The 12850-nt window shown below is 72.4% G+C and carries 14 protein-coding genes; 6 read left to right on the top strand and 8 right to left on the bottom strand.

Annotated elements, in window-relative coordinates:
- Positions 1-5: 5 nt before the first annotated feature.
- On the bottom strand, positions 6-1562 hold the full coding sequence (locus G339_RS0124095; RefSeq protein WP_019633627.1) for a long-chain-fatty-acid--CoA ligase: 1557 nt from the start codon (positions 1560-1562) through the stop codon (positions 6-8).
- A gap of 89 nt (positions 1563-1651) precedes the next feature.
- Positions 1652-1822 (bottom strand): hypothetical protein, encoded by a 171-nt coding sequence (locus G339_RS39550; protein ID WP_019633626.1) that lies wholly within the window; start codon positions 1820-1822, stop codon positions 1652-1654.
- 359 nt (positions 1823-2181) lie between these two features.
- On the opposite strand from G339_RS39550, the gene G339_RS40915 reads away from it, so the two are divergent.
- Together G339_RS40915 and G339_RS0124080 are read left to right on the top strand one after the other, a co-directional pair.
- Entirely contained in the window at positions 2182-3024 is an 843-nt protein-coding gene (locus G339_RS40915) for a M23 family metallopeptidase (RefSeq protein ID WP_019633625.1), read from the top strand.
- Positions 3024-3839, top strand: a complete 816-nt coding sequence (locus tag G339_RS0124080; RefSeq protein WP_019633624.1) for a peptidoglycan-binding domain-containing protein — start codon at positions 3024-3026, stop codon at positions 3837-3839. The genes G339_RS40915 and G339_RS0124080 overlap by 1 nt, the downstream gene beginning before the upstream one ends.
- A gap of 47 nt (positions 3840-3886) precedes the next feature.
- Here the strand turns inward: G339_RS0124080 and G339_RS40605 are convergent, their stop codons facing one another.
- Both G339_RS40605 and G339_RS40600 read right to left on the bottom strand, forming a co-directional pair.
- Positions 3887-4687, bottom strand: coding sequence for a GNAT family N-acetyltransferase (locus tag G339_RS40605; protein ID WP_019633623.1), 801 nt, complete (start codon positions 4685-4687; stop codon positions 3887-3889).
- Positions 4688-5020, bottom strand: coding sequence for a hypothetical protein (locus G339_RS40600; RefSeq protein ID WP_019633622.1), 333 nt, complete (start codon positions 5018-5020; stop codon positions 4688-4690). It lies immediately after the preceding gene.
- Positions 5021-5122: 102 nt separating this feature from the next.
- On the opposite strand from G339_RS40600, the gene G339_RS40595 reads away from it, so the two are divergent.
- Both G339_RS40595 and G339_RS0124060 read left to right on the top strand, forming a co-directional pair.
- Positions 5123-5902, top strand: coding sequence for an aminotransferase class IV family protein (locus tag G339_RS40595; protein ID WP_019633621.1), 780 nt, complete (start codon positions 5123-5125; stop codon positions 5900-5902).
- 212 nt (positions 5903-6114) lie between these two features.
- On the top strand, positions 6115-6525 hold the full coding sequence (locus G339_RS0124060; protein ID WP_019633620.1) for a hypothetical protein: 411 nt from the start codon (positions 6115-6117) through the stop codon (positions 6523-6525).
- A gap of 161 nt (positions 6526-6686) precedes the next feature.
- Here G339_RS0124060 and G339_RS0124055 read toward each other — a convergent pair whose 3' ends face one another.
- From G339_RS0124055 to G339_RS39130, 3 genes are all read right to left on the bottom strand, one after another.
- Positions 6687-7496 carry an SAM-dependent methyltransferase gene (locus tag G339_RS0124055; protein ID WP_019633619.1) on the bottom strand — a complete coding sequence of 270 codons (810 nt, stop codon included), beginning with the start codon at positions 7494-7496 and terminating at the stop codon, positions 6687-6689.
- 108 nt (positions 7497-7604) lie between these two features.
- Positions 7605-7967, bottom strand: a complete 363-nt coding sequence (locus G339_RS0124050; RefSeq protein WP_019633618.1) for a cupin domain-containing protein — start codon at positions 7965-7967, stop codon at positions 7605-7607.
- Between the two features lie 36 nt (positions 7968-8003).
- Positions 8004-10322, bottom strand: a complete 2319-nt coding sequence (locus G339_RS39130; RefSeq protein ID WP_240489882.1) for a nucleotide-binding protein — start codon at positions 10320-10322, stop codon at positions 8004-8006.
- 180 nt (positions 10323-10502) lie between these two features.
- Here G339_RS39130 and G339_RS0124040 point away from each other — a divergent pair, with 180 nt between their 5' ends.
- Both G339_RS0124040 and G339_RS0124035 read left to right on the top strand, forming a co-directional pair.
- The gene (locus G339_RS0124040) at positions 10503-11459 is read left to right on the top strand and encodes an NAD(P)H-quinone oxidoreductase (RefSeq protein WP_019633615.1); all 957 of its coding nucleotides are present in this window, start codon (positions 10503-10505) and stop codon (positions 11457-11459) included.
- A gap of 13 nt (positions 11460-11472) precedes the next feature.
- The gene (locus tag G339_RS0124035; protein ID WP_019633614.1) at positions 11473-12024 is read left to right on the top strand and encodes a bacterial proteasome activator family protein; all 552 of its coding nucleotides are present in this window, start codon (positions 11473-11475) and stop codon (positions 12022-12024) included.
- Here the strand turns inward: G339_RS0124035 and G339_RS0124030 are convergent.
- Entirely contained in the window at positions 12021-12821 is an 801-nt protein-coding gene (locus G339_RS0124030) for an HAD family hydrolase (protein WP_019633613.1), read from the bottom strand. The two genes, G339_RS0124035 and G339_RS0124030, sit on opposite strands and share 4 nt — an antisense overlap.
- Between the last annotated feature and the right edge of the window lie 29 nt (positions 12822-12850).

Below are 12850 nucleotides of genomic sequence, written 5' to 3'. Positions count from 1 at the left end.
GGCGCTCAGTGGACGGCCCGCTCCTGCCCCGCCCAGTACGGCTCCCGCAACTCGCGCTTGAGGATCTTGCCGGTGGGGTTGCGGGGGATCGCGTCGCGGATCTCGACCGACGTCGGGCACTTGAAGTGCGCGAGGTGCTCGCGGCAGTAGGCGATCAGCTCGGCCTCGGTCACGTCCCCGGCGGCGACGACGATGGCCTTCGGCGTCTCGCCCCACCGGTCGCTCGGTACGCCGATGACCGCGCAGTCCGTCACCTGCGGGTGGCCCATCAGGGCGTTCTCGACCTCGGCGGGATAGATGTTCTCGCCGCCCGAGATGATCATGTCCTTGACGCGGTCGTGGATGTAGAGGTAGCCGTCCTCGTCGAGGTAGCCGACGTCGCCGGTGCGGAAGAAGCCGTCCGGCAGGATCGACGCGGCGGTCGCGTCCGGCAGGTCCCAGTAGCCGACGAACATCTGCGGCCCCCGGCACAGCACCTCCCCGACCTGCCCGGTCGGGACCTCCGCCAGCGTCGCCGGGTCGACGATCTTGATCTCCGCGATCGGGTACGGCAGGCCCGCGCTGCGCAGCCGGTGCGCGTTCGGGCCGTCCGGGTCGTGGTCGTCGGGCGGCAGGTAGGTGATCGCGCCGGTGGTCTCCGTCAGCCCGTACACCTGCATGAACTCGACGTGGGGGAGGAGCCGCATCGCGCCGCGCAGCACGTCCTCGCTGATCGGGGACGCGCCGTACAGGACGAGCCGGAGGCTGCTCAGGTCCGCCTCCGCGACCTCGGGCACGAGCTGGAAGAACTGCAGCAGCACCGGGACGACGAACACGTGCGTCACGCCGAACCGCTCGATCTCGCGCGCGATCCGCGTCGGGTCGGGTTCGCGCGTGATGACGCCCGTGACGCCGTTGTAGATCGCGCTGATCGCCAGGATGTTCCCGGCGATGTGGTACATCGGCATCGCCGTCATGATCACGGCGTCGTCGGGCAGGTCCCACAGCGTCCGCCCGATCGGCAGGACCGACTCGTAGCTGGCGTGCGTCAGCATCACGCCCTTCGGGCGGCCCGTCGTGCCCGACGAGTAGAGCTGCGCGAACACGTCCTCCGAGGCCGGGACGTGCGCGGGCGGAACCGCCTCGAACCCGCCGGTCCACGCCGCGTAGTCGGTGTATCCGTGGTCCTCGCCGCCGATGACGACGAACAGCTCCGCGTGCTCCAGCCGCCCGGCCACCGCGTCCAGCACCGGCACGAACTCGGGGCCGACGATCAGCACCTTCGCGCGGGCGTTGTCGACGATGTAGGCGACCTCGTCCGGCGCGAGCCGGTAGTTCACCGGGACCTGCGCGGCCCCGAGCCGGGCGGCGGCGAAGAGCTGCTCGGCGTACTCCAGCGAGTTCTTGTCCAGGAAGGCGACGCGGTCGCCCGGCCCGACCCCGGCCGCGGCGAGCGCGGCCGCCGCCCGGTCGACGCGCCGGTCGAACTCCGCGTAGGTGACCGCCTCGTCGCCCGCGTGGTAGGCGATCCGGTCGGGATGCTGGCGCGCGCGCTCGCGCAGAACATCGGTCAGGCCCGCCATCGGGAGCCCCTTTCGCCGTGTGACCACCGTCTCATCGACGCATCATCCGGTGAACGGCGTTCGGGGGCAAGAGGTTCCCGGGGCCGGCCTCAGCCGCTCTTGGACGACTTGGCGACGAGCGTCACGACGAGGTACACGACGGCGGCGATGGCGCCGACGACGACGAAGAACTTCAGCAGCGAGAACAGCCAGCCGAGGAGCGTGAAGGCCAGCCAGATGGCGAGGATGACACCGATGACCGTGAGAATTGTCCGTCCCATGAACACCACCGTATGCGGCCGGGGATAGGCCGTCATCACTCTGCGGTAGGACCCGCGACCGAGACCCGGGGCGGACGCCGACCCCGAGAACCCCCTCGGGGGCGACCCCGAGCCGGGGCCGTATCGCCGAATCGCGGCGTCCCAGATCCCGTTTCCCGCGCCGCGGCCTATCGGGGCCGGACGTTGGAAAACGTTCACGAAGTGGGTTCCGGCCGGGCCGGGTCACCACGCGGACGGGCCGTATATCCCGCGTGTTACGGCAGAGGTAATGACCTTCTCACTGGAAAGATCGCACGCGTCGGCCGACGATGTCGGTGATCGAATCCGCGCTCCCCCCGCGCAGCGGAGGTAACGACCCCATGCGAATCATCCGAAGACTGGCCCTGGCCGTGGCCGGGACGCTGGCGGCCCTCGGCGTCGTCGTCCCGGCGCAGGACGCCGTCGCCGCGCCGAACTTCCAGGTCCCGTTCTCCTGCGGCACGACGGTGACGGCGGCGACGTTCTCCGGGCACAGCCCGGCCTACGCCGTCGACTTCCAGAAATCGAACATCAACGGGATGGCGGTGCTGGCCTCGGCCTCGGGCACCGTCTCCCGCGTCGCGAACGAGGGCAGCACCAGCTACGGCCGGTGGATCGAGATCAACCACGGCGGCGGCTACACCACCCGCTACGCGCACCTGTCGGTGCAGTCGGTCTCGGTCGGGCAGTCGGTGTCCCTCGGCCAGAAGATCGGCAACGCCGGCGCCACCGGTAACGTGACCGGCCCGCACCTGCACTACGAGCAGCGGCTCAACGGGACCGTCCAGAAGGCCGTGCTCGACGGCCGGGCGGTGCCCTACTACGCCCACACGGATTTCACCAGCAACAACAATTGCGGCGGCAATCCGTACACGCCGACTGAGGTCTGCGGATCGGGTTACTCGGTGATCGACTCGTACGCGCTGACCGGCGGCCGCGTCTACCTTCTCTACAATTCCGGGTCCAAGAGGAACTGCGTGACGACGATCAAGTCGACGAACGTCGGAACGGCGTCCGCGGTGTCCGCCCACGTCCAGGCGCAGGGCGGCTCCAAGGTGACGGACTCGGGGAACTTCGCCTACTACGCCGGGCCGGTCACGGTCGCCGCGGCCTCGACCTGCGTGCAGTGGGGCGGATCGGTCGGCTCGTCGTCGTACACCAGCCCGTACGAGCACTGCGGCTGATGCGGCGGCGAATCGCGGCGGTCGCGCTGCTGGCGGTGCTCGGCTCGGCCGTCGCCGCGCCCGCCCGGGCGGCCCTGCCCACCGTCGACATGGAAGCGGTGATCAAGGCGGCGCAGATCGACCCGCGCCGTCCCGACACCGCGCTGACGCCCGGCGCGCAGGCCAGCGTGCTCCAGGTCGAGCAGGCCCTCGATGCCAAGAACCTCCTGGACCCGGCCTACGTGGACGGGCACTTCGGCACCAAGACCGTCGAGGCGTACGCCGCCTACCAGCGGTCCCTCGGCTACTCGGGGCTGGACGCGTCCGGGCTGCCGGGACGGACGTCGCTGCAGCTCCTCGGTGACGGCCGCTACACGGTCACCAACACGATCACGCCCGGCAGCCGCGTCACGTACCGAGGCGTGACGGTCAACACCCGCACCAAGACGATGCTGGCCGCCGCTGAAACCCTGCTGTCCCGGACGTTCGTCCTCACGCAGGGCTCGTACAACGCGGGCGGCGACCCGGCCTCGGCGGGCACGCACGACGGCGGCGGCGTCGTGGACATCTCCGTGTCCGGCATGTCCGGCGCCACCCGCACGAACGTGGTGCGCGCCCTCCGCCAGGTCGGCTTCGCGGCCTGGCTGCGCACGCCGGCCCAGGCGGACTGGCCGTACCACATCCACGCCGTGGCGATCTCCGACACCGACCAGTCCCCGCAGGCGCAGCACCAGGCGGGCGACTACTACCTGGGCCAGAACGGCCTCGCCAACCGAGGCCCCGACGACGGCCCCCAGGTCCCGAAGGTCACCTGGGAAGAACACCAACGCGCCTGACCCATCCCCGGCCGGGCACCCCACCCGGCCGGGGGACCTCGCGAGCCCTACGAGGCGGCGCGGTAGTGGTACTGGCAGACCTCGGTGAACCTTGCCCCGTCGTACAACCGCAGCGCAGCCTCGTTGTCGCGCTCGACTTGGAGGTACATGCGGTCGATGCCCTGCTGAGCCGCCCAGTCGGCGAGCGCGCCGAGCACCGACCGTGCCGCCCCCCGCCCGCGCGCGGCGGGCAGCGTCGCCATGCCGAACACGCCCGCCCATCCCGCGTCGGCGACCGCGCGACCCACCGCGACGACGGCGCCGTCATCCAGCACGGACGCGAACGCGGACGGCGCTCGCACGCGGCCGAGCAACGCGAACTCGGAACGGATGCCAGGACGTGAGAGGTCCACAGGCGCGCCAACGGCGTCTACGCCCACATGAGCCGCGGGCTCGCCGTGACCGTGAACGGCGTACCAAGCATCCAGCCAGTGCGCGTCGGGCCGATCGGCCACGCGGACTCGCAACGCCGAAGCACGCCGGGCGACATCGGCCGTCGATGCCGTCCGCAGGGACATCAGGCCATGCCGCCGGTAGCCGCGTTCGTCCAGAACGGCGTCGAGGCCATCCGGGCACGCGCCTGGACTGATCTGGAATCGCGCAGTCGAGTCGCGCCGCGCGTAGAACTCCTCGGCGCGCTCGACGCGGCGCAGAAGGTCGCCCGAGCGGCCACCGGAATGCGGCAGCACCGTGCCGATCCACCAAGACGACGCGGGGGCGTGGCGCAACCACCAGCCCCCGGCGTCTTCGACCCGCTCGGCGGGCAGCGCTCGCGCCGCGCGTTCCTGGAGCGCCCGGACCAGGGGCACTCAGATCGTGCCGGCGCCCGCGCACATGCCGCAGTACGAGCCCGTGTCGGGGTCCTTCTTGGTGCCCTTGCAGCGCGGGCACTGCGCCGAGCCGGCCTGCGGGATGTCGGGGCGCGGGCCGGTCGGAATCCACTCCCGCGACCACGGGGCCTTCGGCGGGGACGGCGGCCTGCCGCTCGCGAGCAGCTCGTCGTAGGCCGCGCGGACGCCCGGCATCTCGCCGCCGCCCGGCACGGTCGGGCCGTACATCCCCGCGCCGCCCGACACGACCTCGCCGCCGCGCGGAGCCTGCGAGGACGGGACCTGGGACTTGCGCCTGTTCGCGTCGCTCATCGGTCGCCTTTCGCCGACACCGGTGCCGCTTCGAGGGTAACCGCGCGACTACAACGCTTCCAGAGGTGCGGCCGAACCGTTCTGCGATGGGAAGGTGGTCGCGTGGCGGAACTCGACGGCGTGCCGGTGACGGCGGACCAGCTCGCGGCGCTCGCACTCGTCAATTACGGGCATTTCACGACGATGCTCGTGGAGCGGCGGGGCGTGCGCGGCCTGGCGGCGCACCTGGAACGGCTGCGGCGCGACTGCCGCGCGGTCTTCGGAGCGGACCTGGACGTCGCGCGCGTGCGAGCCCTCGTCCGCCGGGCGACGGCCGACCGCACGGACCCGTGCGTCGCCCGCGTCACCGTCTTCGACCCCGACACAGATCTGGGAAACCCCGGCGCCCCCGGCCATCCCCGCATCCTGGTGACGACCCGCAAAGCAGCAACCACGCCGCCCCCGCCGCTGCGCCTCCGGACCACCGCCTTCATCCGCGAGACCCCCGAGGTGAAGCACGTCGGCCTGTTCGGCGCACTGTGGCAGCGCCGCACCGCCCGCGCCGAAGGGTACGACGACGCGCTCTTCCACGATCCCACGTCGTCCATTTCCGAAGGCCCGACCTGGAACATCGCCTTCATCACCGGTGACCGCGTCATCTGGCCGACGTCCCCCGCACTCCCCGGCATCACCGCGCTCCTCTTGGCGAACTCCTACGAGCGGACGGAACGAGCCCCCGTGAGCCTCGCGGACCTACCCCGCTTCGACGCCGCCGTCGCCACCAACGCCACCTTCGGCATCCGCGAAGTCATTCGTATCGACACCATCGACTACCCACCCGCCAACCCGCTGCTCACCACCCTCCGCTCCCGCTACACGACCATCCCCCGCACCCCTCTTTGATTGTCGGCCGCACCCCGTATCGTCCTCCGCATGGGAGGGGACGATGGGATTTTCCGGCTCGATACTGTGCGTGTGGGATGCGAGGCGCACGAGCGCGCTGAAAACGCTGCAACCGTGGGCGAATACCGACCCACTCGATCTCAGCGGCGGATGGACACGGCACGACGGGCCGTCGGAGTTCGAAGACTGGGGCGCGGTCCCCGGCCGCACTGGTGCGCGAAACGGGTTCTCCCGTCCTCGGCGCGTACGTCTTCGACAGCGACGGCGCGTACATCGTCGGTGCTGACCCGGCCAACGGCGTTTGGGCCGCATGGGTAAGGATCGAGGACGTCATCCCGCATCTCTGCCCGCCCCCGGTCGAATGGGCGGACGGAGAGGATGAGCCCGTCATCCTGGAAGACGACACGGATTATCTCGCCGAAGTCGCGGAGTTGCGTGCTGCCTTGGAACGCGGTGCCTATCCGGTCGGAGAAGCTGCGCGGCGCGCCGTCCTGTGGGCTGGGCAGTGGGGAAGTTCGGCCACCGCAAGCGTCATTGAACAGATCCTTGTAACGCGGGAAGACTTCGCGGAGGAGACGTTCTGGAATCTCGCGAAGGCGCTCGGCGTGCGTGCCCGTTCGTAGGGAACTTAAGTCCCGCGTTGGTTGAAGTTCCGCGCGACCGCTGTGGCTGCCAGCCACAGCCCCTACGTCCAGTACGAAAGGTCATCCGGCCCGAAGTTGACAGGCCGAATGAAGTTCGGGCACTTACGCGGAGCGAGTGACCCCTACGCGTCCGGCGGACGTCAGGGTTTGCGGGCGATGCCGCCGAACATCAGGCGCTGGCCGACGCTCAGGTCGGTGGGGGCCGGGCCGTCCGGCCGCCAGAGGGGGAGTGGGACGACGCCCGGCTCCAGCAGTTCGAGGCCGTCGAAGTATGCGGTGATCTCCTCGGGCGTGCGGAAGCGGCCGGTGCCGAGCAGCGCGAGGTACTTCTGCTCCGCGTCCCGCGACTCCTCGCTGGACGCGCAGAAGTGCGTCACGAACAGGTGGCTGCCGGACGGGACCGCGTCCATGAAGGTGTCGACGATCCGCTGCGGCCCCTCGTCGTCGTGCAGGTGGTGAAGGATGCCGACCATCATCACGCCGACCGGCTGCGAGAAGTCGATCAGTCGGCGGACCTCCGGGGCCGCGAGGATCGCCTCCGGCTCGCGCAGGTCGGCGGTGACGACGCCGGTGCGGTCGTTCTCCGCGAGCAGCGCGCGGCCGTGCGCGAGGACGATCGGGTCGTTGTCCACGTACACGACGCGGCACGACGGGTCCGTCGCCTGCGCGACATGGTGGGTGTTCTGCACGGTCGGCAGCCCCGACCCGAGGTCGAGGAACTGCCGGATGCCGGCCTCGCCCGCCAGGTAGCGGACGCCGCGCCCCAGAACCTCGCGGTTGTAGGTGGCGACGTCGTAGATCTCCGGGACGACCTTGACGATCTCGTCCACGAACGCCCGGTCGACCTCGAAGTTGTCCTTGCCGCGCAGCACGACGTCGTAGGTCCGCGCGATGCTGGGCTTGGTGACGTCGATCCCGAGGGACGCCCAGTCGGTCTGCCGGTCCGCCATGCGTCACTCCTCGCGCGCCACTCACCGCTGACTAGGACGCATCGTAGAAGCCGCGCCCCGGCCCTGTCCGGCGCTTCGTGATCTTTCGCGGGAAACCGGAACGAAGCCTCAGACCGCGTATCCGGGGACGGACGGCCAGCGGACCGTCATGACGACCGTCCCGTCCTCCTCCGCCTCCCACGAGTGGTCGACGCCGCGCGCCCACACGCAGTACTCGCCACGCTCGGACAGCACCACGTCCCGGCCGGGGAACTCCAGGCGGAACCGGCCGCTGATCAGCACCAGCAGCGCCGTCCGCGTCTCGCCGCGCGCCCACTCGGCGCGCCGGTCGCCCCGGTCGTGGACGCCCCACTTGATCTCGACGTCCTCGCTGTGCCGGATGTCGCCGGGCGGTTTGAAGTGCCCGAGCAGCCAGCCCCGGTCCGTCGCGGCGTCGTCCGCCGCCCTGCCCACGTAGATTCCGTCCCCCACGGACCGCGACTCTAGCCGCCCGCGGGGCGTTCCACGTCAGGACGGACGCTGGTGGACGAATCCGTCGCCGACCACGGCGGCCAGCGTCAGATACGCCTCCCGGGTGGCCGGGGCGAGCGCGTCCAGTTCGAGCTCCGCGCCCTCTTCCAGGTGGTCGTCGTAGGGGACGCGGACGACGGCGCGGCAGCGGCTCTCGAAGTGCGCCTGCAGTTTGTCCAGGTCGACCTGGCTGCGCGTCCGGTTCCGCACCATCGACAGCACCACCACGCCGTTGCGCACCAGGTGCCCGTGGTCGTGCGCCTCCAGCCAGTCGAGCGTCGCGCTCGCGGACCGCGCGCCGTCCACCGACGGCGAGCTGACCAGGACGAGCTGGTCCGCCAGCGCCAGCACGCCCGCCATCGCCGAGTGCAGGAGGCCCGTCCCGCAGTCGGTGATGCAGATCGAGTAGAACTGCTCCAGCACCGCCGCGACGGCCGAGTAGTCCTCCGCGCTGAACGCCTCGCTGACCGCCGGGTCGCGGTCGGACGCCAGGACCTCCAGCCGCGCCTCGTTCTGCGACGTGAACGCCCGGACGTCCGCGTACCGCTGGACCTGGTCGCGGTTGTTCAGCAGGTCGCGGACCGTCGCCGCCGTCTCCAGCCGCACCTTGTCCGACAGCGTGCCGCGGTCGGGGTTGGCGTCGACGGCGATGACGCGGTCACCGCGCAGCGAGCCCAGCATCGACCCGAGACCCGTCGTGGTGGTCGTCTTGCCGACGCCGCCCTTCAGCGACATCACCGCGACGCGGTGGTGCCCGCCGACGACGGTCGTCCGCGCCCGCTCGATGAGGTCCTTGCGGCGCAGCTCGGTGGACGACTCGCCGGGGTGGATGTTGCCGCCGCTGGCCTTGTAGACCGCGCGCCGCCAGCCGCCGGACGGGGCGATGCGCCGCTCGCCGAGCAGGTTCTCCGAGCTGAGGCTCTCCGCGTTCTGCGGGGCCTGCTCGTACGCGCCGGGCGGCGGGTAGCCGTCCTGCGGGAAACCACCGGACGGTCCCTGCGGCGGCCCGGCGTAACCCTGCTGCGGAGGCCCCGCCGGGAACCCCTGCTGCGCCGGCGGCGGTCCCTGCCGGAACCCGGGCGGGCCCTGCTGAACGTTGGGCGGCACGCCCTGCGGCGGACCGGGCGGCGGACCGACAGGCGGCCCCTGCTGGCCGCCCTGCGGAAACCCCTGAGGTCCACTGGACAGCGGACCTTGCTGAACACCGGGCGGCGGACCCTGCTGCGGCGGACCGGACGGCCCCTGCGGCCCACCGAGCGGCGATCCCTGAGAAGCGGACGGCCCGTGCGGCCCACCGAGCGGCGGGCCCTGAGGGGCCGGCGGCCCCTGCGGCCCACCGGGCGGCGGACCCTGAGAAGCGGACGGTCCCTGCGGCGCACCGGGCGGCGGACCCGGCGGAAACCCCTGCTGGCCCGGCGGCGGCCCCGGCGGCGCGGACGGGTAAGGCGGCAGCCGGTCGAGCGGCGGCGCGTCCGGCCCGTTCCCGAACGGCGGACGCCCCGGCCCGGGCGGCGGCGGACCCTGCTCGAACGGCCCACCGGGCGCGGGCCGTCCGGCCTCGTACGGCGGCGGCCCCGGCGGCGGACCCTGCGGCGGCGGCCCGGCGAACGGCCCCGTCCCACCGGGCGGCGGCGCGTTGAACGGCCCCGGCCCGCCAGACGGCGGCCCCTGCGGGGGCCCGCCCGCGAACGGCGCGGGCCCGGGCGTGAACGGCCGCGCCGTCTCAGCCGGAGCGGACGGATATCCCGGCAGCTCACGAGCCTGCGTGGCGTCATCGTCCGGCGAACCCGCGGCGCCGGACGGCCCCCGGTCCTCGGCGAACGGCGGCGCGGGCGCCACGAAGGGCGGCAGCGGCGCGTCGTCGTCGTTCTCGCCGGACCGCGACTCCCACGGCGACGGAGCGGGCCGCTCCTTCACCTGCGTCGCGTCGTCCGGACTCGCGGCGGGCGGCGGCTCGGCGATCGTCGCGTCATCCGGAGCGGGCGCGGGCGGCGGCGCACCCATGAACGGCGGCTCGGGGCTGACCGCGTACGGCGGCGGCGCCAGCGGCTCGGCGAACGGCGGCGGCCCGGCGGGCGCGCCCGGCGGCGGCTGCCCGAAGTCCTGCGGGGGCCTGCCCGGCGCACCGTTCGACGGCGGCGCGGCCAGCCAGGGGTTCGACGGCTCGGCGGGCGGCTGCGGCTGCGACGGCGCGGCGGCGGCTCCGGGCGGCTCGATCTTGCCGGTCGCCGGTTCGGCGTCGGACTCGCCGCTCATCGCGTCGAGCGAGGCCAGCCGCTCCTCCAGGGAACGCCCGTCGTGATCGTTCCTTGCCACCGTCTCTCCTCTCGGCCGCGTTCTCAACGATCGTCACCGGAGTAGGTCAGCATCGCCCCACGGCAGGATACCCGGCGGCAAAAGACCAGCATCGCTGCTGCAAAGCCGAATCGGCAACGTCTCATAGATGAACGGCGAAGGGAAATCGGCCGTGGTGGACCGCCCGGTAGCGTGAGGATCATGCATGCCATCGTGATCCGTGAGCCGGGCGACGCGGATGTCCTGACCTGGACCCGGGTGCCCGATCCCGAGCCCGCGCCCGGCGAGGTCGTCGTGGCGGTCGCGGCGGCCGGCGTCAACCGCGCCGACGTCATGCAGCGGCTCGGCTTCTACCCGCCGCCGCCGGGCGCGCCGGACTACCCCGGCCTGGAGGTGTCCGGGACGGTCGAGGCGGTCGGCCCCGGCGTCTCCGACTGGCGCGTCGGCGACCGCGTGTGCGCGCTGCTGGCGGGCGGCGGCTACGCGGAGCGCGTCGCGGTCCCGGCGGGCCAGCTCCTGCCCGTCCCGGACGGCGTCGACCTGGTGGACGCGGCGGCGCTGCCGGAAGTCGTCTGCACGGTCTGGTCGAACGTCTTCCAGCTCGCGAGGCTCGCGGCGGGCGAGCGGTTCCTGGTCCACGGCGGCGGCAGCGGCATCGGCACGATGGCGATCCAGCTCGCCCGCGAGTTCGGCGCGCGCGTCGCCTGCACGGTCGGCAGCGAGCGCAAGGCGGACGCGTGCCGCGCGCTCGGCGCGGGCGACGCGGTCGACTACCGCGAGGACGACTTCGTCGAGTACGGCCCGTTCGACGTGATCCTGGACAATATGGGGGCCAAGTACCTTCCCCGGAACGTGCGGGCGCTCGCGACCGGCGGCCGCCTCGTCGTCATCGGGCTGCAGGGCGGCGCGACGGGCGAGCTGGACCTCGGCGCGCTGCTCGCCAAGCGCGCGTCCGTCCACGCCACGGGCCTGCGCGCGCGGCCGGCGGCGGAGAAGGCGGCGGTGGTGGCGGGCGTCCGCGAGCACGTGTGGCCGCTGCTGGAGTCGGGCAGGGTGCGGCCGGTGGTCGACCGGACGGTCCGGATCGAGGAGGCGGCGCTCGCGCACCGGCTCCTGGAGGACAGCGTCCACGTCGGGAAGATTCTTCTGGTCGTGTGAGAATCGAGGGATTATGACTGAGGAGCAGCAGAACGGTCCGGACCAGGAACCGCAGGTACTCGTCGTCGGCCCGAACGGCATCGCGCTGAGCGGCGCCGGGGACGGCGAGGAGGGCGGCGAGAAGTCCGTCGCGGAGATGGTCGAGCAGCCCGCGAAGGTCATGCGGATCGGCGGCATGATCCGGCAGCTGCTCGACGAGGTGAAGGCCGCCCCGCTGGACGAGGCGAGCCGCGCGCGGCTCCGCGAGATCCACCAGTCCTCCATCAAGGAGCTGAAGGACGGGCTGGCCCCCGAACTGGTCCAGGAGCTGGAGCGGCTGTCGCTGCCGTTCGCCGAGGACCAGGTGCCGAGCGAGGGCGAGCTGCGGATCGCCCAGGCGCAGCTCGTCGGCTGGCTGGAGGGCCTGTTCCACGGCATCCAGACGACGCTGTTCGCGCAGCAGATGGCGGCGCGGGCGCAGCTTGAGCAGATGCGGCGCGCGCTTCCGGCCGGGATGACGCCGGGCGGCGCGGGCGGCGGCGGCCAGGACGAGCGCGGCGGTTCGCACTCCGGGCCGTACCTCTAGGGGAAGAGCCGTTCGAGGACCTGGGCGACGCCGTCCTCGTCGTTGCGCGCCGCGCGGTTCGTGACGGCGTCGAGCACCAGCGGGTGCGCGTTGGCGACGCCGTAGGACGTGCCCGCCCAGGTCAGCATCGGCAGGTCGTTGGGCATGTCGCCGAACGCGGCGACGTCCGCGGCGGCCACGCCGAGTTCGGCGCAGAACGCGGCGAGCGCGCTAGCTTTGGTGACGCCGTGCGCGCTCATCTCCAGCAGGCCCCGGCCGGACGAGTGGGTGACGGTGACGAGGTCCCCGACGGTCTCGTGCGCGGTCGCCGCGAGCCGGTCGGGGTCGGCGGTCGGGTGGAACGCGAGCAGCTTGGTGCCGCCCCGGCTGACCAGCGTCTCGCCGTCCACGGGCCGCCCGCCGAGCGCGTCGGCATCCCAGCGGCCGAGGTTGTAGCGGGCCTCGAACACGAACCCGGTCGGGTACTCGACGGCGAACCGCAGTTCCGGGTCGGCCTTGCGGAGCCGTTCGACGGCGTCCGCGATCGTCTCGGGCTCGATCAGCCGGGCCTCAAGGACCCGCTCGGTGTGCAGGTCGTACAGCACCGCGCCGTTCGCGCAGATCGCCACGCCCCGGTGGCCGACCGCCTCGGCGATGTCGGTCATCCAGCGGGGCGGGCGGCCGGTGACCAGGACGAGCGTCGCGCCGGCCTGCTCCACGCGGGCGAGCGCCGCGACGGTGCGCCGGGAGACCGTTCCGTCCGAGCGCACGATCGTCCCGTCGAGGTCGGTGGCGATCAGTCGTGGTTGCGTGGTCATGGCACCTTCCTGGCGGGCGGCTGAACACA

This window comes from Actinomadura atramentaria DSM 43919 (assembly GCF_000381885.1).
In the GTDB taxonomy this organism is placed as follows: Bacteria; Actinomycetota; Actinomycetes; order Streptosporangiales; family Streptosporangiaceae; genus Spirillospora; species Spirillospora atramentaria.
This window is presented reverse-complemented; position numbering and strand designations above follow the sequence as displayed.

Bases quoted from the DNA above. Each gene is read 5' to 3' on its own strand.
- G339_RS0124040 (WP_019633615.1), top strand. From the start codon at position 10,503: ATGCATGCCATCGTGATCCGTGAGCCGGGCGACGCGGATGTCCTGACC.
- G339_RS0124035 (WP_019633614.1), top strand. From the start codon at position 11,473: ATGACTGAGGAGCAGCAGAACGGTCCGGACCAGGAACCGCAGGTACTC.
- G339_RS0124095 (WP_019633627.1), bottom strand. From the start codon at position 1,562: ATGGCGGGCCTGACCGATGTTCTGCGCGAGCGCGCGCGCCAGCATCCC.
- G339_RS0124030 (WP_019633613.1), bottom strand. From the start codon at position 12,821: ATGACCACGCAACCACGACTGATCGCCACCGACCTCGACGGGACGATC.
- G339_RS0124080 (WP_019633624.1), top strand. From the start codon at position 3,024: ATGCGGCGGCGAATCGCGGCGGTCGCGCTGCTGGCGGTGCTCGGCTCG.
- G339_RS40600 (WP_019633622.1), bottom strand. From the start codon at position 5,020: ATGAGCGACGCGAACAGGCGCAAGTCCCAGGTCCCGTCCTCGCAGGCT.
- G339_RS0124055 (WP_019633619.1), bottom strand. From the start codon at position 7,496: ATGGCGGACCGGCAGACCGACTGGGCGTCCCTCGGGATCGACGTCACC.
- G339_RS40915 (WP_019633625.1), top strand. From the start codon at position 2,182: ATGCGAATCATCCGAAGACTGGCCCTGGCCGTGGCCGGGACGCTGGCG.
- G339_RS39550 (WP_019633626.1), bottom strand. From the start codon at position 1,822: ATGGGACGGACAATTCTCACGGTCATCGGTGTCATCCTCGCCATCTGG.